The organism is Roseibium sp. 10G30-5, assembly GCF_055809635.1.
Window position 1 is genome coordinate 2,549,776 of the sequence record NZ_CM147918.1, and the last position, 24,586, is coordinate 2,574,361.

A 24,586-nucleotide genomic window follows, 5' to 3' on the forward strand; every position below is an offset into this window, starting at 1 on the left:
CCTCCAGTGTTCGCCACAGAGACGAAAGTGAGATTGAAGATGGCAACTCAGACAATTACCGATGCCAGCTTTGAACAGGACGTTCTCAAGGCTGAAGGCCCCGTGGTCGTGGATTTCTGGGCTGAATGGTGCGGACCGTGCAAGATGATCGGCCCGGCTTTGGAAGAGCTGTCCGACGATATGTCCGGTCAGGTAACAATCGCCAAGCTGAACGTCGATGAAAACCCGGAAATCGCCACCAAGTATGGCGTGCGCTCCATTCCCTTCCTGCTGATGTTCAAGGACGGTGAACCGATGGCACAGCAGATCGGTGCAGCGCCCAAGGGCAAGCTTGAAGACTGGATCAAAAGCGCTCTTTAATCCAACAAAAATCTTGGCCCGTCTGGCGCAAGGCTTGACGGTTGGGGGTGGGTGTGCATTAGGGCTAGTCTGAAGCACGCTCACCCGAATTCTATGAAAATGGATGTCAACGGACCAATATGACCGACGAAAACAAGACACCGTCCGAGCAGGAACCGGATCTCAGCCCGAATGCTGCCGAAGCTGAAGCTAACGCTGCTGCCAGTGCTCCCGATGCCGAAGCGCAGCCAGAGGCCGTCGATCCGATTGAGGCGCTGAAGGCTGAAAATGCCGAGCTGAAGGACCGCGCGCTGCGCACCATGGCGGAAATGGAAAACCTGCGTCGCCGCACAGAGCGCGAAGTCAAGGACGCGCGCACCTATGCGGTTGCCAATTTCGCGCGCGACATGCTGACCGTCAGCGACAATCTGCGCCGCGCCCTCGATTCTCTGCCGGCTGACGAGCGCGCAGCCGTGGAAAGCAACATCGCGTCGTTGATCGAAGGCGTCGAGATGACCGAGAAGGATCTTCTGCGTCAGCTCGACAAGAACGGCGTTTCTCAGTTGATCCCGACTGGCGAAAAGTTTGATCCGAACTTCCATCAGGCGATGTTTGAAGTGCCTGATACGGAAGTGCCGAACAATACGGTCGTTCAGGTGGTACAGGCCGGTTACAAGATTGGCGAGCGCGTATTGCGCCCGGCGATGGTTGGTGTGTCCAAGGGGGGGCCCAAGGAAGCGCCAGCCGCAAGTGATGCGGCGGCTGACCATAAGGTTGACAAGACAGCCTGATCCGTCAGTCTTGGCGCATCAGACATAAAAACGCCTCGGCGCCAACAGAGGTGCCGGGGCGTTTTCAATGATCATCCTGCGTCATCGGTGCACCTTGTCATGATGACAGGTTCACATAAGCTCAGTTTCAGGCGGCGTCGCGCTTGCCGAGCGAGGGCAGGCCGCGTGGTTGCTCTTCATCTGGCTGGGTCAGTTCGCGCAGCTGTGAGGCCTCCCGGTGCAAACTGCGCGCCTCCCGACGGCGTACCCGGGCTTCCTTGCGCCACTTACCCTGAGCGGGTCCAGGCGCCGATACCACCCAGAATGATGCCCGCGGCCAATCCGCCGAAGATCACCCAGAACAACGGCACCTGCGTCAATGTCAGGTTCGGATCGGTCGGGTTGAAAGGGTTAAGCGACAAGGACACGGTGTGCCGGTTGGCAACCGAGAGCGCGATGAAAATCACCCCGACGAGGATGAGAATCAGGTTTTTGACAAATCGGATCAAGGTCATTCTCCCGGTTTACCCATCGGCTGCGCTGAAGCGCAAATCAGAAAGACAGTTTAGCGGGCTTCCGCGAAACCGCAAAGGGATCTGGTGGGCTTAGTCGTCGATAACCTTGCCGCGTCCTCAATCTGATGGGGCATTGACATGGAAACGAGCAAGGGGCGACTAAAGTTCACAGTTCTATCTATCCTTGGGGCCCCTGCCACTTTTACGCCCATAAGCCATCGTGATCGGCTTCGGATTCAGATCGCAAGATTATAAAAGCGGGTCCGTTAAGAGGCAGAGACTTTGCAACGGGGGGCAGTAACGCGATCAGTTCATGGATCGTGTCGTTTGGGCGCGCCTTGCCAAGGGGGAACAGGAAGGGCAATCTTCGCCCGGCATCTGACATCAAGCATCGGCTAAAATACGAAATAGAGACGTCGCACGTCTGAGGTCGCAGACGACGTCTCCCATCTCGTTAAGCATTTGGCCAACCGGCAAAAGCAGATGTTGGCCAAGCCGTGCCCGCTGCTTTTCTGCCGATCATTTGTTGTGCCGCGCGGCATTCACGCACACCTGAGCCTGTATCAAGCCCTCGAGCGGCCTGATTGTCGGTCAGTCCTCGCCGTGGTCTACGCCGTCGTTCAGCCGCAGTCGCATTTCCTTGCCGGTCTTGAAGAAGGGAACATGCTTTTCCTCGACTTCAACCTTTTGACCGGTTCGAGGATTGCGTCCGACGCGCGCCGGGCGGTTTTTCACCGAGAAAGCACCGAAACCGCGCAGCTCGACCCGGTCACCCCGCATCATGGCTTCCGTGACTTCATCAAGTATTGCGTTTACGATATTCTCAACGTCGCGCTGATAAAGATGCGGATTTTGTTCAGCAATACGTTGCACAAGCTCAGATTTTATCATTATTGATCTCCAAGACCTTCCTCAGACGATGCTTTCCTTTCGGAAGCGTGCCAAACGGACTGAAGCCCGTCAAGCGCAAGAGCGGGAGAAATCAGTGCTTTGGCGCTCCCAATTTCGTGTGTGACGCCTTTTGCAAGCCCATGGCCGATATCTTGGGCCATTTTGATTGCAAACGGAAACCGTCTTTCCTTGGACTGCGGTGACCAGTTGATCACTGGCAGATCCTTGTTCAACTTGCCGGTCTTCTCCAGCCATGCAACAGCGGTGTCTTCGCCACCAATCTCGTCGATCAGACCGTTTTCTTTTGCTTCATGGCCTGAATAGATCCGGCCATCTGCAAGCGACTGGGCCTTGTCCTTCGACATGTCACGCCGCTCCGCAACAAGGCCAACGAACCACTGAAAGCTGTCGTTTACGAGATCCTGAAGCACAGCTTTGGCAGCTGGGGTTGGTTTTGAGTAGTAATCGGGTTCGGCTTTCAAAGGAGCGCTTTTGACAGCTTCCATTTCAACGCCGACCTTCTTCATCAGTTCCGCAGCATTGCCAAACTGGAACAGAACCCCAATGGATCCGGTGATGGAGGTGTAACGTGCCACGATGTGATCAGCCGCCAGCGCTGTCATATAGCCCGCAGAAGCGCCCAGAGTGCCGATTTCAGCGACTACGGGTTTTTTCTTGGCCAGCTTGCGGATGGCATTATAAAGACCTTCACCACCTGCGGTGCTGCCCCCGGGCGAGTTGATCGAAATGATGACACCTTTGACCGCGCTATCGTCACCGATCCGCTTGAGCATCAGCAAGCGCTGGCGATCATCGCTGATGATCCCTGTAATGGGAACGCGGGCAATGTGGGCCGATGCCTTGGGATTGGTAAAGCCTCTCAGGCTGAAGACTATGCGCAGGGCCGCGAGGACCAAAATGACCACTGCCAGCGCGCGCCAGAACGTCAGTTTACGCCGCATGCGCCGCCGGTCGATCAGCATCTCCGTATCGAAATTCATATTGGAAAGAGGCTCCTCATCGCAAATCTTGCAAGCAATTGACTTTGATACAGGAAATTACGTCAATCCTGAGATGGGTTGCGGCATTTCACGCTCATTGAAGAGTTATACGTCCGCAAAACAAGGGGAACCGATAAAATGGCTTCGCTGCAATAAAAAAGATCACTTTCCAGTGAAAGGCGCTACTGAAAATCAAAAACCAGACTGGAAGAGCCTATCTCAATCCGAACTGCCTTTGAAGGGCAATTCTGTCTGGCTGCCGCGACAAGCCCTTGTTTGGATTGAGGAGAGCGGCACTGGCTGCATCTCCTAGCGCTGAGATGAGGTGCGGAGTTATTGCTGGCGCAGACATGGCTCTGCCATCGCGGCACCTCAAAAGAGTGGGGTGCGGACAGAGCCGGAATGCAAAAGACCGAAGGCATGGTCTCCCCTGCCTTCGGTCTTAAAAACTCAAAGCCTGTCTCTGCCTCAGTCGATGGCAACCAGCGCAATGTCAAAGTTCAGGTCTTTGCCTGCCAGCGGATGGTTGGCATCCAGCACGACCTGCTCTTCGCCAACTTCAGCAATCGTCACCGGCATGGTCTGGCCATTCTGGGTCTGAACCTGAAGCTGTACACCAACTTCCAGCGGAATGTCTTCCGGGAACTGGCTTTTCGGCACGGGCTGCATCGCCTGCGGATTGACTTCGCCATAAGCCTGTTCGGCAGGGATTGCGACGGTCTTTTCTTCGCCAACCTGCATTCCCGGCAGGGCGCTGTCGAGACCTGCAATGATCTGACCGGAACCAACAGTGAATTCAAGCGGATCACGGCCCTCAGAACTGTCAAATACGGACCCGTCGTTGAGGGTGCCCTTGTAATGGATACGAACGCTGTCGCCGGTTTTGACTTCGGTCATTAGCGTGTCTCCTAACTTCTTCTATGGAGATTTATGCACACCAAAGGTCGCCGCTGACCTTCGTATGCGCGCGAATTACGATCACCTCTAAACATAAGCACTCAGGCACAAATGTAAACCGAGGCCCACAAAACGATAAAACAGGCTTAAAACGGCGATATTATGCCAGTTTTCCAAAACTCTGATCGAGATTGAGGTTTGTGTCGGAGGTTTGCTTTCAGCCTTGTGCGTTTCGTCCTTGAAATTCGAAATATCTGCAAAGCATAGCGCCGGAAATCATGTGTACAGCCTGGCCCGTATGCCTCTCTGTGCATTTGGCACAGGCGGGCGGTGCTTGTGACCAAACAAAAAAGCCCGCCAGGGTGGCGGGCTTTCTGCAACTGAACCAATGCCGGAAAAACCGGCTGGGTCTGTCTTACTCGTCGTCGCCGGCCTGCTTCAGGGCTGCGCCCAGAATGTCGCCGAGGGACGCGCCGGAGGCGGAAGAGCCGTACTGTGCAACTGCTTCCTTCTCTTCTGCAATTTCCAGAGCCTTGATCGAGGCGGAAACGCGACGGGTCTTCTTGTCGAACTGGGTGATGCGCGCATCGAACTTGGCACCGACCGCAAAACGGTCCGGACGCTGTTCTTCACGGTCACGGGACAGATCCGAACGACGGATGAAGGCAGTCACATCGCTGTCTGCGATCTTAACTTCCAGGCCGTTGTCCTTGATCTCGATCACTTCACAGGTGACGATAGCGTTCTTGTGAATGTCGCCAGCTGCTGCTGCGTCCATTGGATCGCCGCCGAGCTGCTTGATGCCGAGGGAAATACGTTCCTTCTCGACGTCAACATCCAGAACGACAGCCTTGACGACGTCGCCCTTCTTGAACTCTTCGATAACCTGCTCGCCCGGACGGTTCCAGTCGAGGTCGGAGAGGTGAACCATGCCGTCCACATCGCCGTCGAGGCCGATGAACAGACCGAACTCGGTCTTGTTCTTGACTTCGCCTTCCACTTCCGTGCCAGACGGATACTGTTCGGCGAAAGCTTCCCATGGGTTTTGCAGGGTCTGCTTGAGGCCCAGGGAAATACGACGCTTGACCGGATCGACTTCCAGGATCATCACTTCCACTTCCTGAGAGGTGGAAACGATCTTGCCCGGATGAACGTTCTTCTTGGTCCGGGACATTTCGGACACGTGGATCAGGCCTTCGATGCCCGGCTCCAGCTCGACGAATGCACCGTAATCGGTGATGTTCGTCACGCGGCCCGTGAACTTGGCGTTGACCGGGTATTTGGCTTCGATGCCATCCCACGGATCAGCTTCAAGCTGCTTCATGCCCAGGCTGATGCGATGCGTTTCCTGGTTGACACGGATGATCTGCACCTTGACGGACTGGCCGATGGTGAGAACTTCCGACGGATGGTTGATGCGGCGCCACGCAATATCGGTGACGTGCAGCAGGCCATCGATGCCACCGAGGTCGACGAACGCACCGTAATCGGTGATGTTCTTGACGACACCTTCCACGACCTGACCTTCTTCCAGGCTCTGAACCAGTTCCGAACGCTGTTCGGCACGGGTTTCTTCAAGAACGACACGACGCGAGACAACGATGTTGCCACGGCGCTTGTCCATCTTGAGGATCTGGAAAGGCTGAGGTGTGTGCATCAGCGGGGTCACATCGCGCACAGGGCGGATGTCAACCTGCGAGCGCGGCAGGAAGGCAACGGCACCATCCAGATCGACGGTGAAACCACCCTTGACCTGGTTGAAAATCTGGCCGGTAACCTTTTCGTTCGCTTCGAAAGCAACTTCCAGACGGATCCAGCTTTCTTCACGACGGGCTTTTTCGCGCGACAGAACAGCTTCGCCAAGAGCGTTTTCTACGCGCTCGAGGTAAACTTCAACTTCGTCGCCGACAGACATTTCGCCGTCGCGGCCTTTGGCGCCGAATTCCTTCAGCGGCACGCGGCCTTCAACCTTGAGGCCCACGTCGATAACGGCGAGGTCCTTTTCGATTGCAACAACAGTACCCTTAACCACGGCACCTTCGTAAAGGTCGTGTTTGGTAAAAGACTCTTCGAGAAGAGCTGCAAAATCCTCGGTAGAGGGATTCAGATCAGACATACAATCTCCTGTTGCCATGAGAGGCAACGCGCCGGCGGGTTCGTGTTTCCAATAAGGATCCATCGCTTCCCGGAACTGCATGACCAGTTCTGCCGCTTCAAAAAAAGCGGGCCGGCGGGCGAAAAACGTCGGATCCTGTTCTTTTGGGTTCTTCAGGTTCAGGGGCGTGCCCTGTGCCGGAGAACCAAGTCGCAAGAGGGCTGGAACCGAGATCGGTTCTCCCTCTTGAAAATCTCGCGTTTTCCAGGGATCTGCAAATCTTTGGCCCAAGCCCTCTAGACCATGTTTGTGGCCCAAAACAGGGAGATCCAGCGCGGTGCTTGCCCAGGCAAGGCCGCAGCCAGATCAGGCTTTCGCGCGCGAAATGATATTCACAGCCGTCTGGAATGCCGTTTCTATATCCATTTCCGTAGTGTCAAGCAAGTGTGCATCCTCTGCTTGTTGCAGGGGAGCTGCTTTTCTTGTCTGATCACGGGCATCGCGGCGCTTCAAATCTTCGAGAACGTCGTCAAAGTCGGCTTCCTGGCCTTTTGACTGGATCTCCGCTGTGCGGCGCTTGGCGCGCGCGTCAGGTGATGCAGTGACGAACAACTTCACATCGGCATTGCGACACACGACTGTACCGATGTCGCGTCCGTCGAGCACGGCGCCTAGGGCCTTGTTGGCGAACTCGCGTTGAATACGGACCAGTTCTTCGCGCAGTCCCGCCATCACCGCAACACGGGAGGCCGCTTCACCGACTTCATGGGCAGACAAGGCGCCTTTTTCCATTTTCGTCAGATCAAGGTGATGTGCCATCTGAATGGCAATCGCTTCATCGCCCAAGGGAAGGCCTTGCGCCAACAGCGCAGCCGCAACGGCACGATAGGTCAAACCCGTGTCGAGATGGTTGAGGCCGAAGTGAGCAGCCAGACGTCGGGCAAGTGTGCCCTTGCCGGAGGCTGCCGGTCCGTCGATTGCGATAATCATGCCGCCTCGCTGTCCGTCTTGTCGATCTTTGCGCCCATGGTGGTGAAGAGGGTGATGAATGTCGGGAAGCTGGTTTGAATGACGGCGCCGTCATCCACGGTGACGGGCTTGTCTGCGGCCATGCCGAGAACGAGAAACGCCATGGCAATGCGGTGATCCAGGTGGGTGACGACTGTGCCGCCGCCAATTCCGCTTGCGCCGCCGGTGACGGTCAGTGTGTCTTCGGTTTCAACGCAGGGCACATTGTTGGCTTCCAGGCCGCGGGCAACAGCCGCAAGACGGTCGGATTCCTTGACGCGAAGTTCGTCGAGACCCGGCATGAAGGTGTCGCCCTCAGCAAAGGCTGCTGCGACCGCCAGAACCGGATATTCGTCAATCATCGACGGCGCGCGCTCAGCCGGCACGGTGATGCCCTTCAGCTTGCTGGCACGCACGCGAATGTCGGCGACCTCTTCGCCGCCCGCGCTGCGCTTGTTCGTCAACTCGATGTCGCCGCCCATCTCGATCAATGTGGTGATGAGGCCTGTGCGGTGCTCGTTGAGCATGACATTTTCGACCGTGATATCGGAGCCCGGCGTGATCAGGGCCGCTACAATCGGGAAAGCGGCGGACGACGGGTCCGATGGCACATCGATGTCCTGAGGCTTCAATTCAGGCTGGCCTTGCAGGGTGATGACACGCTCGCCAGCGTCATTGAGTTCAACGGAAATATCCGCACCAAAGCCGGCCAACATCTTTTCCGTGTGATCGCGCGTGGCGATTGGTTCGATTACGGTGGTCGTGCCGGGGGCATTCAGGCCAGCCAGCAGCACGGCAGATTTCACCTGTGCCGATGGCATAGGCACGCGATAGGTCAGCGGTGTTGCCTGCTTGGCCCCGCGAATGGAGGCGGGCAGACGATCGCCGGAGCGGGCGACAACAGCTGTGCCCATCTGGCGCAAGGGATCCAGCACGCGGCCCATCGGACGCTTGGACAAGGATGCATCACCGACAAAGGTGGCAGCAATGTCATGCGAGCCGAAAATGCCCATTGTCAGACGCACGCCGGTGCCCGCATTACCAAAGTCGATCACGCCTTCCGGCTCGAGCAGCGAGCCAAGGCCAATACCATCAACGGTATAACTGCCATCTGCGGTTTTTTCGATCTTGGCACCAACGGCGCGCATGGCCTGGCCTGTGGCCAGCACATCCTCAGATTCCAGAAGTCCACGCACGGTCGTCCGGCCAACGGCCAGAGCACCAAACATCAGCGAGCGGTGAGAAATGGACTTGTCCCCGGGCACGCGAACAGACCCTTTCAGCGGGCCTGCCTTGACTGATGACAACGGGGTGGGCAGCGAACCATGCGACATATCTAAAGGATCCGAACCTTGCTTGCGGCGAATTGGGTCTTATTAGCTAGCATGTGGATTTGCGTTCGTCATCTCTCCTTCGTCTTGAAATTTTAATCGTCTCGTGCAGAACTTCAGCTTGAACTGAAAATTTCGACGATTTGGCTTTGACATCGGGGTGCTTATCCGGCTATGGGGCGCCTCAATCTCTGATAGACGAAGGGTTAGCGCAGTGGCAAAACCTGAACTTGGCACGAAGCGGTTGTGCCCGAGTTGTGGCGCAAAATATTACGATATGAATCGGACACCGATCACCTGTCCGAAGTGCGGCTCCATCTTTGAAGCCGTGGCGACAACTTCGCGGGCAGCCAAGGCTGCCAAGGCGAAGGCCGCCAAGGTAGAAGAAGATCAGGAAGACGATGACGACGCACCAGAAATGGTGAGCCTTGAGCAGGCTGACGCTGAAGCAAGCGGCGAGACTGACGAGGATGTGCCGGACATCGACGGTGAAGATGTTGATCTGGATGATGACAGCGATGACAGCGACGACGTTTTCATCGACGAAGACGATGACGACGATGAGTCCGTTCCCGGTCTTCGTGTTGCCGTTGAGGACGATAGCGATCACTAAGGCGCTGTTTTAAAAGCTATAGTTCGGCTTTAAAATTATCCACAGAGGGGTTTTGGTTTCTCCAAAATCCCTCTTGATCGATCAGGGCGGTGCGACTATGTTCCGCTCCACACCATGACCGGCGTCTAAGACGGTCACCAGAAAGATGGGGCTATAGCTCAGTTGGTAGAGCGCTTGAATGGCATTCAAGAGGTCAGCGGTTCGATTCCGCTTAGCTCCACCATCTTTCTCTTTTTTTCAAAATTTTCTTTGTAATAATTGATCGTCCGGGTTTTTCCGAGCGTTGGGCGCTTTCGTTTTTCGCATCTGTCGTGATCGACGTGCGTCGAGACGGTTCGGATTTATCGCTTCGGGGTCGCGTTGGCCTTTTTGTGGGTTCGTACCCTAGCCCGCGGCGCAGCGTCGTTTGGTTTCAGCAGCCACGGCCATGGGTTTTCCGATAAAATATCCTTGAGCGCGATCAATTCCGAGGTCAGTCAAGCACTGCAACTCGGCTTTTTTCTCGACCCCTTCCGCAATGATCATGCAGGAAATCGACTTGGCAAAGGTGGCCAGCGACAGGCCGAGCGCGCGTTTGGCCAGATCCTTGTGAATGTCACGGACCAGCGAAATATCGAGTTTGATGATGTCAGGTCGCAGTCGCAGGATATGTTGGAAGCTGGAATAACCGGCCCCTGCATCATCCACGGCAATGCGCAGGCCCTTGTGGCGCAGCATATTCGTGCGCGCGATCAATGCGTCGTAATCCTTGACTTCCTGATGCTCAGTCAATTCCAGCACGATCCGGTCTGCCGGGTAGGGCGCAAGAAGTCGTAGCAAATCGTCTGACAGCACCAGAGACGGAGACACGTTTAGGGAGAGACAGCCCCCTCAGGCAATAGGGAGGCCGCTGTCAACGATTTGTGCAGGCACGCCAGCTCCAACGCGCGGCCCATGCCAACTTCGTCTGCCTGTTTGAACCAGAGATCGGGGGCCATGTGGATACCGGGATAGTGAAACCGTGTCAGGGCTTCGAAGCCGACTGTCTGCCTGCTGGCAAGATTAAGAATCGGCTGGAATACCGGCGTAAACATCTGATCCTCCAGAATATGAAGGATCTGCCGCTCACGCTCGCGGACCGCCACCAGTTGGCGTTCGTCATTCTCGATCAGGGAACTGGCGACATCCGCCAGCGCCTGCAGAAGCGCGAGATCGCGTTCGTCCAGCGTTCCTTTGTTGCACCGGGAGTAACAACAGAATGTGCCGAAAGTGCTGCCATTCGACAGGACAATGGGCGTGCCAATGTAGCTGCGGATACCCAGGGCGCGGGTCACATGCATGTTGGCTGTGATATGATTTCTATGTGTGTCTGGGATGACTTCCGGCAGTTCGCCAGTCAAAATCTTGTGGCAGTAGGTGTCATCAAGAGGATCTCCGGCTCCAACGGTGGGGCAGTGACCGGCGCAGTCACAGGCGTCCACGTCTGTGAAGAGACGCTGATGGCTGGTGACGCAGGAAATAAAGGCGACCTCCATATTCAGATGGGAACGGGCTGTCTTGAGGACCGTCTGAAGGTTCATGTGCGGCACAAGACTTCGAGCACTACCCGATGCCAGTGCCTTAAGTGCGCTGAGACTTGCCAGAACATCGGAGGTCTGTTGTCGCCCGGAGGAACCTAAAGTCATGAGAAAATACGTGCCCAGTTGAATGTTTGATTTTATTGGTGCCAATAATAACACTATAGATCGTTTTAAGATTGTTAATTTTACTTATAAAGAATCGTGACAGGAGCTTACGCGCTTCTATCGTCTTTATTTGGATGACATACGTTGGTGTCAGGCGGTTTCTGACGGACGATAAAAGCCGCTCCGTTTGTACGAAGCGGCTTTCTGATCGGGTCTCATTTGAAGTCAGGGATGATGAGATCGAGCGTTAGTTGGAAGACTGTCCAAGCCCGGCAACAAAGCGATCGACCTGAGCTGAGAGTTCGCTGGTCTTGCCAATCATCGTTTCAGACACCTGCGTCAGGGCGCGCGCTGTGGCGCCCGATGCCGATGCTGCTTCACCAAGCGTGACAATGGTCCGAGCCACTTCGCCGGTGCCTGTTGCGGCGAACTGAGTGCTTCCGGCGATTTCTTGCGTGGCGTCACCCTGCTGGCCAACAGCGCCGACGATGGAGTCGGTGAATTCGCGCACTGCGCCAACCGCGTTGACGATGGCCTCGATCTTCTGCACCGAAAGGCCGGTGGCCGACTGGATCTCGGAGACAATTTCCGAGATGTCCTGCGTGGCTTTGGTAGTCTGGGATGCAAGATCCTTGACTTCCGCAGCAACGACCGAAAAGCCGCGGCCCGCCTCACCGGCGCGTGCTGCCTCGATGGTGGCATTCAGCGCGAGGAGGTTTGTCTGTTCTGCAATCTCTGAGATCAATTTGACGACATCGCCGATCTTGGCGGCCGCAGTCGAAAGCTCGTTGACGGTCTGAGCCGTGTCCGAAGCAATGTTGGAGGCCTCCAGCGTCATTGATGCGGAACGCTCAATCTGGTCACTGATTTCACCGATTGAGGTGGCCAGCTCTTCACTGGCAGCGGCGATGGATCTCGACGTTGCTTGATGCCTGCTGCGCAGCCTGTGACGCACCAGAGGTCTGATTCTGAGTTTCGCCCGCGGTCTCTGTGACCTGTCGTGCGGAAGTGGCCACTTCATGCGCCATGGCCTGAAGATCTGTCGCAATCTGCCCCATCTCGGCCTTGAAGCGGCGGGCAATGCTGGCGCGTTCCTCCGCAAGTCGCTCAGATGCTTTCACTTCACTGAGTTTGTGCTCTTCTTCCTTGGCCAGTGCTTCTATCTGGCGTGTTCGGAAAACTTCTAGTGCTGTTGCGATCTCACCGATTTCATTCTTGGAGCTTGTATGTGCCGACTTGGATTCCAGATCACCAGCGGCCACGGCCTTGACGGCGCGGATCACTTTGGTCAACGGACGACTGACGAAGAAGAAAACATAGGCGGTAGCGGCCAGGCCAAACAGGAACATGGCAGCGGCGGCGCTGCCCAGCGTCCAGTTGGAGGTCTTGAAGGCTCTGTCGGACAGCTCGGCAGTCTTCGAGGCGATGACATCATTCATGTCGCGCAACGCGGACATATTTTTCTGCAACTCGCCGTATTTCGTCTTCATCTGGCCAATGAACATGTCCGTGGCCAGCTGGAAATTACCTGTCTCATCCAGCATGGTGAACTTGCCGTGCAGGTCTTGATAGGCTTTCCAGTTTGTCTCGACGGCATTGATCATGTCGACTTCTTCCGGCGTTGCCGCCAGTTTGCGGAAGGCGGCAATCCGTGCGTCGAGATCTGCCTTCGCGGCTTCCGTGCTTTCTGCGGCGCTCTTCTTGGTGTCCGGATCAAGCGCGATCAACGCGATGGATTCACCAAGTCTGTATTTGGCCATCTGTTCGGAAATGCCGCCCAGAGCTTGCTGCGTGGGGATGCGCTGCTCTTGAAGATCATGCACGGAGCCATTCATTGTATTGATCTGAATGAAACTCAGAATGCCCTGACCAACGCCGAAGGCAGTCATGACAATGAATAGAAACAGCAGGGCGTGTTTGATCGTGATCTTCAAGGTCTTCACTCATGCTTGAGTTTGCGATGCTCAAAAGATGGACCGTGTGACTAAATTTTGGGTAAAGAAAAGAACCGCATTGGCCTGCCGGACCCTACGTAAAAGGGCTGATATTTCCTAAGTCTTTGTTGGAGAACAAGAAAACAACTGTAAGAACTGACAGGCGTAATAAGAAGCAATGTTAATAATCATCTTGCCGGGTGTGTGGATGCTCTGGCCGGGCTGAGAGGATCAGTCGGCTGCTCTGGCTCCTGCGCTTTTGCGCGCGTCATAAACCGTGAAGCCATAGATGATCAGCCCGGTAACGGCCAGGCCAAAGCCGATCAAGCCGGACGAGGCAGGGAGACCCCAGCCCAGTGTCAGGCCAATCCCTGCGAGCAGGGGGCCAAGTGCGTTTGCCACATTGAAGGCGCTTTGATTGAGGGCGGCGGCAAGCATCTGGGAATCTCCTGCCACATCCATCAATCGGGTTTGCAGTACGGTGCCAAGTCCGCCGATGTTGCCGACGAAGAAAGCTGCAATACACAAGGCCCAGTAGTTATGAACACTGAAAGTGTAAAGCAACGTGGAAAAGGCACACCAGAGCAAGGCGTAAAAGGCGGTGCGCAGACCAAGCCTGTCGGCAATGCGGGCATAGACGAGCATCCCCACCGTCATGCCCAGCCCCATGCAGGCCAGCGCAAGAGGTACACTTTGCGCGCCAGTGCCCGTGACCTGGATCAAGGTTGAGGCGATATAAGTATAGACCGAAAACAGGCCGCCTGTGCCGATTGCGCCAATTGCGAGAGTGAGCCAGAGCTGTTTGTTACGCAGGCCTCGCAACTCATGCAGCGGATGTGCATTGGCAGACGGACGATCCTGCGGCAGAAACAATTTGATCATCAGGGTGGCTGCCAGACCGATGACAGCGACCAGAGCAAAGCCGAGACGCCAGCCGAAAAGCTGGCCAATGCCGTTGGCCAGAGGAACGCCGACAATGGTGGCAATCGTCAGGCCCATCATCGCGTAACCAACGGCCTGCGCGCGCTTGTTGAGTGGAACGAGGGACGAGACGACCAGCGCCATGGTGCCAAAATAAGCCCCATGCGGCAGTCCGCTCAGGAAGCGCATGACCAGCATGGTGGAGTAATTTGGCGCAAGGCCGCTCAAGCCGTTGAAGAAAGCAATGGCGATCATCAGGGCAATCAACATGCGACGTCGTGAATAGCGCGCGCCCAGCATCGCCAGCAGCGGGGCGCCAACGGTTACCCCAAGCGCGTAGGCGCTGATCACATTGCTGGCCGTTGCTTCGGAGATATGCAGATCCGGTGCAAAGTCCGGCAACAGGCTCATGGTGGCAAATTCAGTCGTGCCAATGGCGAAGCCACCAAAGGCAAAGGACACAAGGATCATGAGCACCGATGGGGGCGTGGGGGAGGCGTATGTGCTCATGCGAAGCCATCTTTCGTAATTGAAACCGTGACAGAACGACTTAACGCACCTTGACGAGATCCATTCTGTGTGTGGTGTGTTGGCACACAGAGCAGCCCTCTGACAGGCTTTCAAAGCGTCGTTTAACGTGAAGATCAGGTCGGCCTTGATCTCAAGGAACTGAAATTGAAAGGAAGTTCAGCCTGTCGTGGGAATGCGCAGATCTGAAGATGTCCGAATTTATACAAATCCAATCGCCAAAGTAAAGGACATACCGCAGTGCAGCAAGTCTATGAGGCGGATCCGACGATGCAGTTGTTTCAGGTTAATCGCTTCAATCAAACGTGGAATTGATTTCATTCACTTGCGATTTTGTGAAAAGTGAGCAATAAAAATGTTCATTTAAATATTTTGAGCACTTTTAGGCGTAAGTGCGTCACGAAAATGAAATAAAAACGCCAAAAATCATTTATCTGAGCGTCAAATGTCGTTCATATGAACAAACTATTGGGTTCGGAGTGCTGGGAGGATGCCAACGACGTTCTCCTGAACCCAAGCGGGGAATTCCCCACATTGGAGGAGAGATCATGAAATACCGCAATACAATTTCCAGCCTGATCGCTGCCGCTGCCCTGAGTCAGCATGACATCGGGTTCTTTCGCCGCCACGAAAATCGAATGGTGGCACGCAATGAGTGGTGAACTGGGTCAGAAGGTTGACGAAATCGTCAAGAACTTCAACGCGTCTCAGGACCAGTATCAGATTGTTGCCAGCTACAAGGGCAACTACTCCGAAACGATGACATCTGCGATTGCTGCATTCCGTGCGCACAAACAGCCTGCCATCGTGCAAGTTTACGAAGTCGGTACCGGCACGATGATGGCTGCCAAGGGCGCCATCTATCCGGTCTACAAGCTGATGAAAGATTCCGGTCAGAAGTTTGACCCGAAGGCTTATCTGCCGGCTGTCACGGGCTATTACACGAACACCGATGGTGAAATGCTGTCGCTGCCGTTCAACTCCTCCACGCCGATCCTTTACTACAACAAGGATCTGTTCAAGAAGGCTGGTCTTGACGAGAACAAGCCGCCGAAGACCTGGTCTGAACTGGCTGCAGATGCCAAGAAGATCGTTGACTCCGGCGCGGCCAGCTGTGGCTTCACCACCACCTGGGTCAGCTGGATCCAGACCGAGAACTTCTCCGCCTGGCGACAATGTTCCGATCGGCACCAAGCAGAACGGCTTTGGTGGCATGGACGCTCGCCTGACGCTGAACGGTCCGCTTCAGGTCCGTCACTGGGGCAACCTCAAGAAGTGGTCTGACGAAGGTCTCTTCAAGTACGGTGGTCCGGCTGGTGCTCAGGAAGCCACCAGCATGTTCTACGCGCAGAAGTGCGCAATGACGCTGATGTCTTCTGCCTCGCGCGCTGGCGTCATTGGTAATGCCAAGGACTTCAAGGTCGGCTTCGGCATGATGCCGTACTATGCCGATGTAAAGGGCGCACCGCAGAACTCCATCATCGGTGGCGCGAGCCTCTGGGTTCTTCAGGGCAAGAACAAGGACGTCTACAAGGGCGTTGCCAAGTTCTTCTCCTACCTGTCGTCTGCAAAGGTTCAGGCCGATTGGCACCAGTTCTCCGGTTACCTGCCGATCACGCAGGCTGCCTATGAGCTGACCAAGAAGGAAGGCTACTACGATAAGAACCCTGGTGCAGACCTCGGCATCAAGGAAATCACTCTCCATACGCCGACAGCCAACTCCAAGGGTCTGCGTTTTGGCAATTATGTTCAGATCCGCAAGATCATTGCTGAAGAGTTCGAAAGCATGTTGGCTGGCAAGAAGACCGCGCAGCAGGCACTCGACAGTGTCGATGAGCGCGGCAACGAGCAGATCAAGGAATTCCAGCAAGCCCACAAAGGCTAACTGGTCCTGATCCAAGGAAACCCGCAGACCAACGGTCTGCGGGTTTCTGCTGTTTCAAATGCAGTATAGTCTGAATGCTGCAAAAAGGTTGGATGACCTTATGAAGCGTACGATTTTTCATCATAAATGGCTGCCCTATCTGCTGCTGACACCTCAGTTGCTGATCACGATCATCTTTTTCTTTTGGCCCGCAGGGCAGGCGGTGCGTCAGTCGTTCTTGCGTGAAGACCCGTTTGGGCTGTCGACGCAGTTCGTCGGCTTCGACAATTTCACCAAGCTGTTCCACGATCTCGTCGTATCTGAATTCGATACAGGTGACGGTGCTTTTCAGCATTCTCGTCGCGGCTACCGCGATGATCAGCGCACTTGTTCTGGCGGCCGCGCTGGATCGGATGCTGCGGTCGGCCCATGCTTACACCACATTGCTGGTCTGGCCTTACGCCGTGGCCCCCGCCGTCGCCGGTGTGCTCTGGGCCCTGATCTTCAATCCGACGATTGGTGTCATTCCCTATATGCTGGAATATGTCGGCTATACTTGGAACAGCACCTCTGATCCAACCGATGCCATGATCCTGGTGGTCATTGCTTCTGCCTGGAAGCAGATCAGCTACAACTTCCTGTTCTTCGTGGCCGGTCTCCAGTCCATTCCGTCAAGCTTGCGGGAGGCGGCTGCCATTGATGGCGCCGGTCCGGTCAAGCGCTTCTTCACGATCACGCTGCCACTTTTGTCGCCGACCACTTTCTTTCTCATGGTCGTCAACGTGGTCTACACGATGTTCGATACCTTTGCGGTCATTGACTCCACGACGATGGGCGGTCCGGCCCAGTCCACCAACATCCTTGTCTACAAGGTCTATACCGACGGCTTCGTTGGTCTGAACATCGGGTCGTCTGCCGCACAGTCGGTGGTTCTGATGATGGTGGTCATTGCGCTGACCATCGTTCAGTTCCGCTACATCGAACGTCGCGTGCAGTATTAAGGAGATCCCGAGATGGTTGAAAATAACCGCTGGCTGGACATTCTCGCGCATGCTGTCCTGATCCTTGGCATCCTCGTCGTCGCACTTCCTGTCTATGTCGCTTTCATCGCCTCGACACGGAGTTCCGCGGATTTTGTGTCTGGCGTTCTGCCCATGTGGCCGGGTGACCAGATGATGGCAAACTACAAGCAGGTCCTGTTTGATGGTGTGGCAAGCTCCGGCGCGCCTCCTGTTTTGACGATGATCTGGAACAGCTTCGTCATGGCCATGATTGTCGCGCTGGGCAAGATCGCCATTTCGATTCTGTCGGCTTTTGCGATCGTCTACTTCCGCTTTCCATTCCGGCAGACGGCCTTCTGGATGATTTTCCTGACGCTGATGTTGCCGGTCGAAGTGCGCATCCTGCCGACCTACAAGGTCGTGGCGGATCTTGGCATGCTCAATTCCTATGCCGGATTGTCGATACCATTGATCGCGTCGGCCACGGCAACCTTCCTGTTCAGGCAGGTGTTTATGACGATGCCGGATGAGTTGCTGGAGGCGGCGCGCATTGATGGGGCAGGCCCTGGAAGTTCTTCAAGGACATCTTGCTGCCCCTGTCGCGCACAAACATCGCGGCGCTTTTCGTCATTCTGTTCATCTTCGGGTGGAACCAGTATCTCTGGCCGCTGCTCGTCACCACCAGTCCCGATTTTTATACGATCGTTATGGGGATCAAGCAGATGGCTCAGGTGCTGGATGCTGAACCCCAGTGGCACCTTGTCATGGCAACATCGATCCTTGCCATGCTGCCCCCGATCATCGTTGTGATTTCTATGCAGAAGCTCTTCGTAAAGGGCCTCGTGGAAACGGAGAAGTAAAAGTGGCTTCCATTGATCTTGAAAACATCGCCAAGGTTTATCCGGGAGGAAACCGGGCCGTTTCCGACATAAGCATCAACATTCAGGATGGCGAATTCATCGTTCTGGTCGGACCGTCCGGCTGTGGCAAGTCCACGTTGCTGCGGATGGTGGCGGGGCTGGAGACGATTAGCGACGGCGAATGCCGCATCGGCGATCGGGTGGTAAACAATATCGAACCGGCTGACCGTGACATCGCCATGGTGTTCCAGAATTATGCACTCTATCCGCATATGTCGGTCTACGACAATCTCGCCTACGGCCTGAAAAACCGAAGGTTCAAGAAGGATGAGATCGAGACGCGGGTTCGCAGGGCCGCCCGTATTCTGGAGATCGAGGAATTTCTTGAGCGCAAGCCACGGGCGCTATCCGGCGGTCAGCGGCAGCGGGTGGCCATGGGCCGTGCAATCGTGCGTGAGCCTGCTGCCTTCCTGTTCGATGAGCCGCTTTCGAACCTTGATGCAAAATTGCGCGTGCAGATGCGCATCGAGATCAAGAGCCTGCAGCGTCAGTTCAAAACCACGAGCCTGTATGTGACCCATGACCAGCTGGAAGCCATGACCTTGGCAGACCGATTGGTGGTGCTGAACAAGGGCGGCATCGAGCAGATCGGTGCGCCCATTGACGTCTATGACCACCCAGCCTCAACCTTCGTCGCAAGCTTTATTGGCTCGCCTGCCATGAACCTGCTCACGGCAAGCGTGACGGATGATCAGATTTGTCTGGGAGATGGCACCGCACTCGGCTAAGGCAACGGTCCAAATGTCGTCAACCTTCACACTTGGCATGCGTCCCGAGCACTTTGTCTTTGTCAATGAGGGTGATGCCGTGGACGAAGACTGCATTGCACTGAGGGTCAAGGTGAATGTGCTCGAACCTGTTGGCGCGGAAAGCTACATTTATGGCTCGCTCGCGGATGGCCAGCAGATCATCGTGCGCTGTGAAAGTCATCAGCGCTTTGATATGGGCGATGTGCTTCATCTCAAAGTGCGCAAGGATCTGTTGCACGTGTTTGACGGTGATAGTGGCAAACGGATCGATGTCTGAGCTGTGACCTGAAGTTGCTCCGCATGCGGGACTGACCCGCGTGCGGCATTCAGAACCAGTCAAGGAAGGGGCGGTTGATCGGCTTTGCGGCGAACGCTGGGTTGATGCGATTCAGGTCGGTCGGTCCGTTGATGCCGTTGACTTGCCCTGATTGGGAATCTTGCCAGAATCTGTAGGTGTTCCAAGGGCTTGGCAGGGCAGGAGTTTGCGCGCCTGTGTAATCTGCGATCCAAAGGTCGTAGCTGGAAAAATCGGGTGATTGCATTTGCGACCAGAAGCCCGAATTCGTGTAGATGAGCGGGCGCACTCCTACGGTGCTCTCGATCAGGACCAGCAACTCCTTCAAGGCAAAACAATAGGTCGCCGGGCTGACGTCATCACTGACTTCGCAGTCTATGGCGGGAGGCAGGTCCTGTGTCGGGTCGAAAGCCACAGAGCGAAGCTGCGTCATCAACAGGTCCGCCTGTCCGATAAAGCTACAGGTGGGGTGAAAATAGTGGTAGCCACCGCATTGGATGCCCTGCACCTTGCATCCTGCCCAGTTCTCCTGAAACTTCGGGTCCTTTATGCTGACCCCCTCGCTGGCCTTGATGAAGGAGAACCCTATGCCGTCATCGGCAACAAGGGACCAATCGATATCGCCTTGATAATGCGACACATCAATTCCCGTTTTATTCATTGTCATCGCCGTCTCCCGTCTGGTGTGTGCGTCTTGCTCTTCCCAGATTGTCCAGACGCATCAGGGCGCTGTTTGTGAAATCTTGCCTCTTAACGCTTTTGGCAGTCATCTGCGCAACCGCTTGAAAGTCTGCGGCGTTACATCCATATTCAGTATCGAAGCAGGAGTTGTAAAACTCCGTAACGGACGCCTTTGAAAGGGTCCGGTAGCAAGGTCGCTTTTTGAAGGACTTTGACGATGACAAGAATGTCAGCGTTTTCGAGCCCGTTTATGCTCGGGTTCGACGATATTGAAAGAGTTTTGGATCGGGTTTCCAAGGCTGCAAATGACGGTTATCCGCCTTACAACATTGAACGGTTGCCAAGGACGGAAGTGCAGGGTGATGTGATACGAATCACATTGGCCGTGGCTGGCTTCACCAGAGACCAATTGGATGTCTCTGTCGAAGAAAGTCAGCTCGTCATTCGTGGTCGGCAGGTGGACGACAAGTCTCGTCAATATCTGCATCGGGGGATTGCGGCACGCCAGTTTCAGCGCGCTTTTGTGCTTGCTGAAGGGATCGAGATCCTTGGAGCTGATCTCAAGGATGGACTTCTATCCATCGACCTTGCGCGTCCTGAGCCGGAACGTGTGGTCCGGAAAATAGAAATCTCCAGCGGCGATTGACCCCCTCCGCCGGACAAGAAGAAATTGGAGATACCAATGAAAACGCGCGATGCGAATGCCTCTGCACGCCTGCTCCGTGAACAACAGATCAACGGCATGTCTGAAGACGTGCTGGCCGAACTGGGTGCCGGAACGATGGCGTATCTGCGCCGGATTGATTCCGACGAACTGGCGGTGATGTTTCCGCAAGTGCCGCCTGTTGAGGAAAACACAATCCTCTGGGCTTTGCTCAATGCGGATGGCACGCCTATCTTGTTGGCGGATAGCCGCGAAGCGGTCTTGGCCAATGCCTTTGAACATGATCTGGAGATGGTCAGCGTTCACTGATGCGGGGGACTGCTTCCGCTCCGAGGAAATTTAGAGACCGAGAAAATGCTCCATGCCAAGATCTGAACCCAGATCAGGCTGGAGCATTTTTGTATTCGGCCGTCCTGCGTCAAAGGCAGTTCAACTGGCCGCCCGTTTCAAGGTGGCAGTGAAGAGCCCCATGGCCACCAGCATGCTGCCGCCAAAACGGGTCAGGCGGCGTAGCGCCTTGGGTGTGGCCATGCGGTGCCGCATCCTGTCGGCAAGCAGGGCGTAGCAAAGTGTGTTGACGATGGCGAGACCGACAAAGGTACCAATCAGCAACGTCGCCTGTGGGGCAAGTGGCTTTGTGTGGCTGATGAACTGCGGCACGAAGGCGATGAAAAAGGCAATAGACTTCGGGTTCAGCGCCGTAACCGCCACGGCATGGCCAAAGATGCGGGCAGGTGTTTGACCGTGTTCTCTACCTGCTTCGGTCAGGGCTTCCGTTGACAAAGCGGCGCTCTGAGCCCCGGCAGATCGGAACAGCTTGATGCCCAGATAGCACAGATAGACCGCTCCAACCCACTTTAGCACGAGAAAGACCTCGGCGGACGCCATCACCAGGGCGCCAAGTCCCAAGAGTGAGGTCGTCATTGCAATGAAATCCCCAAGCGCGACGCCCACTGCTGTGGCCACAGCAATACGGCGGCCCTGACTGAGGGCATAGCTCAAGACCATGAAAACGGTTGGTCCGGGAGTGATCAGCAAGGCGGTTGAGGCAGCAACGAAGGCGAGCCAGCGTTCGAGATCCATTGTGTGTTTATCCGTGTGAGAGGCGACGCACATGATGTGCTGCCGCCTCTTGAAGATCAAGCGGCCTCTTTGCGCTCGCTCACCTCATGCGTGGAAATGCTCGCCTGCGTGCTGGGCAGCTTGCGCGCAGGGTTGGGATTTGATCCAGCCAACGAAATAGGCAACTGCAATCAAACCGGCAAACCCGACGAGGTTCGACAAAGCCTGCGACAGCCAGTCCGTACGGCTGCCTAGAATATCGCGTAGCACATTGATGGTTTGCGCCAGCACGAGGCTGGAGAGGAACACTGCAAGGGACTGCTGTCCAACCTTGGTAATGACGCGGACAAGCCAGGCCAACGGACCTTGTAGGCTCACCAGACGTCGTCCCTTTTCGCCAACCGCGACCCAGCAGATATAAGCAAGGGAGAGGAAGTGGATATAGCGAAAGATCCCCTCATGTGTCTTGTTCCAGAGCGGACTGATTTCACGGCGCATTTGCATCAGCACGTCGACGTGCTGATAGGCCCTGAAATAGGCGAAGGGCACACTGGCCAGCACAATGACTGCCGCCAGAGTGACAAGCTTCCAATTGACGGGTGGGCGTGGCAACCAGCCCCGCATCAGGGCAAAGCCAGTGAAGAAAATCATCTGCCAGGCAAAGGGATTGAAGAACCACGGCCGATTGGACCAGGGCTCTGCCGTCAATTGCAGAAAGTCGAGATTGGCACAGAACCACAGGCTGACTGACGCCACCGCCACAAGCCAAAGCGAGATGCGCGAGAGCAGCATGACAATCGGGATCATTGCCAGCAGCACCATATACATCGGTAGAATGTCGAAGTAGTTCGGCACATATCGCAGGCTCAACAACGCTGGCAGGTTGGTCATGATCTTGCCAAAGAACGGCCAAAGGTTGAGCTCGCCCACATAGTCGGTCTTGATGTGAAAGACCGTGATCAGCACTTCGCTTTGGCGCAGGGCCATCAGGCCTGCGGCAATGATCAGAAACTCGCCGATATGGGCCCAATACACTTGCCACACACGGTGAGCGACCCGGAAAAAACCGATCCGTAGCCCATGCATGTCAAAGACGCGCCCGAAGGCAATGGCAGATGCCATGCCGGAACAGAAGACGAAGATTTCAGCGGCATCGGAAAACCCGAATCGCGCCGGGATCCAGTTAGCCCACCAGTTGTTGGGCAAATGTGCGACGAAGATGATGAACATCGCCAGGCCCCGGAAGAAATCAAGCCGCGGATCGCGGGCGGTGCGGGGCATTTGGTGAGAAGATGTAGTGTTCAAGTTGAACCGTGTAGGCTAATGACTTTTAAGGGTAAGGAGCTGTGTCGGGCACGTGGCATGATCGCCTGAAGCCGTGTGCCGCTCTTCGCTTGGCCTAGTTATAGGCAAAGCGCAGACCTTCGTTTTCCATGATACTCGCTGCGGAGAGCATGCGCTCGCACAGGAGAATTCGTTGTTCTGCATAGCGGTCAAGTCCGTAACGCTTGCGCGCGCGGTCCCGGATCAGCCCCAGGGCCTCCTGCGCCAATCCCGCTCGCATGGCTGAATCAATCATTATACGATCGAAAACGTCGCGCTGGGCGTGAGAACCGCCAATTGTGTGGAGTGAGTTTTGCGAGGTCCTCAAGAGGCGATAGGCCGTGCCGTAATTGCCAGCCTCGAACTGGACGAGAGCCTGCGCCGCCGGGACGCCTGACGTTTCGCAAACGGTGGCAATCTGACTGTCGGTGTTCGTGAGCGCTGGTGAGATTGGTCACCAACAGATCGGCACTCTGGTTGCGTCCACCGCGCACGAGTGCGAGCATGTAATGCAAATCGGCAAAGACATTGCAGCCATCTTCGGCTCTTTGGTCTGAGAGAACGGACAGTTCTTCCCAGCGCGTGCCGACATCGATTCCTTCCAGTTCCAGTCGCAACAACAAGGATGTGGCGTTTGAAATGTCGCGAAAGTCGTCGGACTGTTCGCTGCGGATCTTGTCGTCGTAGAGCGCGAATACCTTGTCGATTTCGCCTTTGTCCAGATACATCAACGCCAAATGCCACCAGACATGATAGCTGAAGTTGTTGCAATGGGACCACCCCTCCGGCCGGGATTCCAGCCAGTCGATGCCATCCTGATTGCGACCGCCCATGTCATGCACATGAGCGACTGCGTGAACTCCCAGGCGTCGTCGGATGAATGCTCTACGGCAAATCGACCGATGGTTTCTGCCTGACGGTAATCCCCGGTTTCTTCAAGCGAAAACGCATAACATCCATGCACATAGCCAAACGCCGGGTGCGAGGTGTCATACGCGGTGATGACCGTTTCAATGGAAGACCGCATGCCCGTTGCATTGCCTTCCATGAAGCGGATGGAGTGCACCAGTTTCAGCAGCAACGCGTCGCGTGGATATGTCTGCAAGGCTTTGTCAAGACAATTGGCCGCTTTCGAGGGCCAGCCATTCAGCCAGTGCCGCAGGGCATCGACGAATGCCATTTCGCGTGGGGTCGGCTGGGCTTGCAGAGTGGCGATCTCTGCCAGTCGCAGGCAGTCGATAGCAGTGGCATGGAGTTCGCGTCGTGCCATCATCAGACAAAAAAGACCACGTGCAGCTTGTGCGAGTGCAAAGGTCGGGGCTTGTTGCAAGACCCGCCCAAGGTGATCCGGAGCAGTTTTCCCATGTGCCAGAAACGCCCGCACAGTCTCGTTCCAATGAACAAGTGCAGTCGCATCCGACAGGGTGATGGGATAATCAAATTGGTCTGACAACGGCATCTTTTGCAATCTCTCAGGATGGTTGCCCGCAGAAAACAGAGGCGCGGGTGTGCAAGCATCA

At 55.6% G+C, this 24,586-nt stretch carries 23 protein-coding genes, 1 tRNA gene and 4 pseudogenes; 10 read left to right on the forward strand and 18 right to left on the reverse strand.

What is annotated here, in order from left to right; all coding sequences use genetic code 11:
- The first annotated feature begins 39 nt into the window (after window positions 1–39).
- A complete protein-coding gene (gene trxA / locus AC0L7U_RS12885; protein WP_473691209.1) occupies window positions 40–360 on the forward strand; it encodes a thioredoxin in 321 nt (106 codons plus the stop codon).
- Window positions 361–479: 119 nt separating this feature from the next.
- Complete coding sequence (grpE, locus tag AC0L7U_RS12890) at window positions 480–1,130, forward strand: nucleotide exchange factor GrpE (protein WP_473691211.1); 651 nt, start codon at window positions 480–482, stop codon at window positions 1,128–1,130.
- A 266-nt stretch (window positions 1,131–1,396) separates the two neighbouring features.
- Here grpE and AC0L7U_RS12895 read toward each other — a convergent pair whose 3' ends face one another.
- From AC0L7U_RS12895 to aroA, 7 genes are all read right to left on the reverse strand, one after another.
- On the reverse strand, window positions 1,397–1,618 hold the full coding sequence (locus AC0L7U_RS12895) for a hypothetical protein (RefSeq protein WP_473691213.1): 222 nt from the start codon (window positions 1,616–1,618) through the stop codon (window positions 1,397–1,399).
- Between the two features lie 597 nt (window positions 1,619–2,215).
- Window positions 2,216–2,515 carry an integration host factor subunit beta gene (ihfB, locus tag AC0L7U_RS12900; RefSeq protein ID WP_473691215.1) on the reverse strand — a complete coding sequence of 100 codons (300 nt, stop codon included), beginning with the start codon at window positions 2,513–2,515 and terminating at the stop codon, window positions 2,216–2,218.
- Window positions 2,515–3,516, reverse strand: coding sequence for a signal peptide peptidase SppA (sppA, locus tag AC0L7U_RS12905; RefSeq protein ID WP_473691216.1), 1,002 nt, complete (start codon window positions 3,514–3,516; stop codon window positions 2,515–2,517). The genes ihfB and sppA overlap by 1 nt, the downstream gene beginning before the upstream one ends.
- Before the next feature lie 468 nt (window positions 3,517–3,984).
- The gene (locus tag AC0L7U_RS12910; RefSeq protein WP_473691218.1) at window positions 3,985–4,413 is read right to left on the reverse strand and encodes an FKBP-type peptidyl-prolyl cis-trans isomerase; all 429 of its coding nucleotides are present in this window, start codon (window positions 4,411–4,413) and stop codon (window positions 3,985–3,987) included.
- Window positions 4,414–4,828: 415 nt separating this feature from the next.
- Window positions 4,829–6,529 (reverse strand): 30S ribosomal protein S1, encoded by a 1,701-nt coding sequence (gene rpsA / locus AC0L7U_RS12915; protein ID WP_473691220.1) that lies wholly within the window; start codon window positions 6,527–6,529, stop codon window positions 4,829–4,831.
- 345 nt (window positions 6,530–6,874) lie between these two features.
- Window positions 6,875–7,498, reverse strand: coding sequence for a (d)CMP kinase (gene cmk / locus AC0L7U_RS12920; protein WP_473691222.1), 624 nt, complete (start codon window positions 7,496–7,498; stop codon window positions 6,875–6,877).
- The gene (aroA, locus tag AC0L7U_RS12925; RefSeq protein ID WP_473691224.1) at window positions 7,495–8,850 is read right to left on the reverse strand and encodes a 3-phosphoshikimate 1-carboxyvinyltransferase; all 1,356 of its coding nucleotides are present in this window, start codon (window positions 8,848–8,850) and stop codon (window positions 7,495–7,497) included. The genes cmk and aroA overlap by 4 nt, the downstream gene beginning before the upstream one ends.
- Before the next feature lie 211 nt (window positions 8,851–9,061).
- On the opposite strand from aroA, the gene AC0L7U_RS12930 reads away from it, so the two are divergent.
- A complete protein-coding gene (locus tag AC0L7U_RS12930) occupies window positions 9,062–9,460 on the forward strand; it encodes a TIGR02300 family protein (RefSeq protein ID WP_473691226.1) in 399 nt (132 codons plus the stop codon).
- A gap of 147 nt (window positions 9,461–9,607) precedes the next feature.
- Window positions 9,608–9,683, forward strand: a tRNA-Ala gene (locus tag AC0L7U_RS12935).
- Window positions 9,684–9,844: 161 nt separating this feature from the next.
- Here AC0L7U_RS12935 and AC0L7U_RS12940 read toward each other — a convergent pair.
- The 5 genes from AC0L7U_RS12940 to AC0L7U_RS12960 all read right to left on the reverse strand — a co-directional run bounded on the left by AC0L7U_RS12940 (window position 9,845) and on the right by AC0L7U_RS12960 (window position 14,489).
- Window positions 9,845–10,309 carry an EAL domain-containing protein gene (locus AC0L7U_RS12940; RefSeq protein WP_473691228.1) on the reverse strand — a complete coding sequence of 155 codons (465 nt, stop codon included), beginning with the start codon at window positions 10,307–10,309 and terminating at the stop codon, window positions 9,845–9,847.
- 2 nt (window positions 10,310–10,311) lie between these two features.
- Window positions 10,312–11,124 (reverse strand): GAF domain-containing protein, encoded by an 813-nt coding sequence (locus tag AC0L7U_RS12945; RefSeq protein ID WP_473691229.1) that lies wholly within the window; start codon window positions 11,122–11,124, stop codon window positions 10,312–10,314.
- 247 nt (window positions 11,125–11,371) lie between these two features.
- Entirely contained in the window at window positions 11,372–12,079 is a 708-nt protein-coding gene (locus AC0L7U_RS12950; RefSeq protein WP_473691231.1) for a methyl-accepting chemotaxis protein, read from the reverse strand.
- Window positions 12,018–13,058, reverse strand: coding sequence for an MCP four helix bundle domain-containing protein (locus tag AC0L7U_RS12955; protein ID WP_473691233.1), 1,041 nt, complete (start codon window positions 13,056–13,058; stop codon window positions 12,018–12,020). Before AC0L7U_RS12955 ends, AC0L7U_RS12950 begins: the two co-directional genes overlap by 62 nt.
- A gap of 231 nt (window positions 13,059–13,289) precedes the next feature.
- Window positions 13,290–14,489, reverse strand: a complete 1,200-nt coding sequence (locus AC0L7U_RS12960) for an MFS transporter (RefSeq protein ID WP_473691235.1) — start codon at window positions 14,487–14,489, stop codon at window positions 13,290–13,292.
- 669 nt (window positions 14,490–15,158) lie between these two features.
- Here AC0L7U_RS12960 and ugpB point away from each other — a divergent pair.
- The 4 pseudogenes from ugpB to AC0L7U_RS12980 all read left to right on the forward strand — a co-directional run bounded on the left by ugpB (window position 15,159) and on the right by AC0L7U_RS12980 (window position 19,318).
- Window positions 15,159–16,392, forward strand: a pseudogene (gene ugpB, locus AC0L7U_RS12965) (sn-glycerol-3-phosphate ABC transporter substrate-binding protein UgpB).
- 100 nt (window positions 16,393–16,492) lie between these two features.
- A pseudogene (gene ugpA / locus AC0L7U_RS12970) lies at window positions 16,493–17,372 on the forward strand (sn-glycerol-3-phosphate ABC transporter permease UgpA).
- A 12-nt stretch (window positions 17,373–17,384) separates the two neighbouring features.
- A pseudogene (ugpE, locus tag AC0L7U_RS12975) lies at window positions 17,385–18,232 on the forward strand (sn-glycerol-3-phosphate ABC transporter permease UgpE).
- A 2-nt stretch (window positions 18,233–18,234) separates the two neighbouring features.
- Window positions 18,235–19,318, forward strand: a pseudogene (locus tag AC0L7U_RS12980) (sn-glycerol-3-phosphate import ATP-binding protein UgpC).
- 49 nt (window positions 19,319–19,367) lie between these two features.
- On the opposite strand, the gene AC0L7U_RS12985 reads toward AC0L7U_RS12980, so the two are convergent.
- Window positions 19,368–20,003: a GH25 family lysozyme gene (locus AC0L7U_RS12985; RefSeq protein ID WP_473691237.1), complete on the reverse strand. Its 636-nt coding sequence runs from the start codon at window positions 20,001–20,003 to the stop codon at window positions 19,368–19,370.
- 231 nt (window positions 20,004–20,234) lie between these two features.
- Between AC0L7U_RS12985 and AC0L7U_RS12990 the strand changes: the two genes are divergently transcribed.
- Together AC0L7U_RS12990 and AC0L7U_RS12995 are read left to right on the forward strand one after the other, a co-directional pair.
- The gene (locus tag AC0L7U_RS12990) at window positions 20,235–20,663 is read left to right on the forward strand and encodes an Hsp20 family protein (RefSeq protein WP_473691239.1); all 429 of its coding nucleotides are present in this window, start codon (window positions 20,235–20,237) and stop codon (window positions 20,661–20,663) included.
- A gap of 36 nt (window positions 20,664–20,699) precedes the next feature.
- Window positions 20,700–20,990: a BQ00720 family protein gene (locus tag AC0L7U_RS12995; RefSeq protein WP_473691241.1), complete on the forward strand. Its 291-nt coding sequence runs from the start codon at window positions 20,700–20,702 to the stop codon at window positions 20,988–20,990.
- 120 nt (window positions 20,991–21,110) lie between these two features.
- Here the strand turns inward: AC0L7U_RS12995 and AC0L7U_RS13000 are convergent, their stop codons facing one another.
- From AC0L7U_RS13000 to AC0L7U_RS13020, 5 genes are all read right to left on the reverse strand, one after another.
- Complete coding sequence (locus AC0L7U_RS13000) at window positions 21,111–21,764, reverse strand: LysE family translocator (protein ID WP_473691243.1); 654 nt, start codon at window positions 21,762–21,764, stop codon at window positions 21,111–21,113.
- Window positions 21,765–21,848: 84 nt separating this feature from the next.
- Window positions 21,849–23,024 (reverse strand): OpgC family protein, encoded by a 1,176-nt coding sequence (locus AC0L7U_RS13005; protein WP_473691244.1) that lies wholly within the window; start codon window positions 23,022–23,024, stop codon window positions 21,849–21,851.
- Window positions 23,025–23,142: 118 nt separating this feature from the next.
- Window positions 23,143–23,322: a hypothetical protein gene (locus tag AC0L7U_RS13010; protein ID WP_473691245.1), complete on the reverse strand. Its 180-nt coding sequence runs from the start codon at window positions 23,320–23,322 to the stop codon at window positions 23,143–23,145.
- Complete coding sequence (locus AC0L7U_RS13015) at window positions 23,315–23,794, reverse strand: hypothetical protein (protein ID WP_473691247.1); 480 nt, start codon at window positions 23,792–23,794, stop codon at window positions 23,315–23,317. The genes AC0L7U_RS13010 and AC0L7U_RS13015 overlap by 8 nt, the downstream gene beginning before the upstream one ends.
- The gene (locus AC0L7U_RS13020; protein WP_473691249.1) at window positions 23,794–24,525 is read right to left on the reverse strand and encodes a tetratricopeptide repeat protein; all 732 of its coding nucleotides are present in this window, start codon (window positions 24,523–24,525) and stop codon (window positions 23,794–23,796) included. Before AC0L7U_RS13020 ends, AC0L7U_RS13015 begins: the two co-directional genes overlap by 1 nt.
- Window positions 24,526–24,586 lie beyond the last annotated feature (61 nt).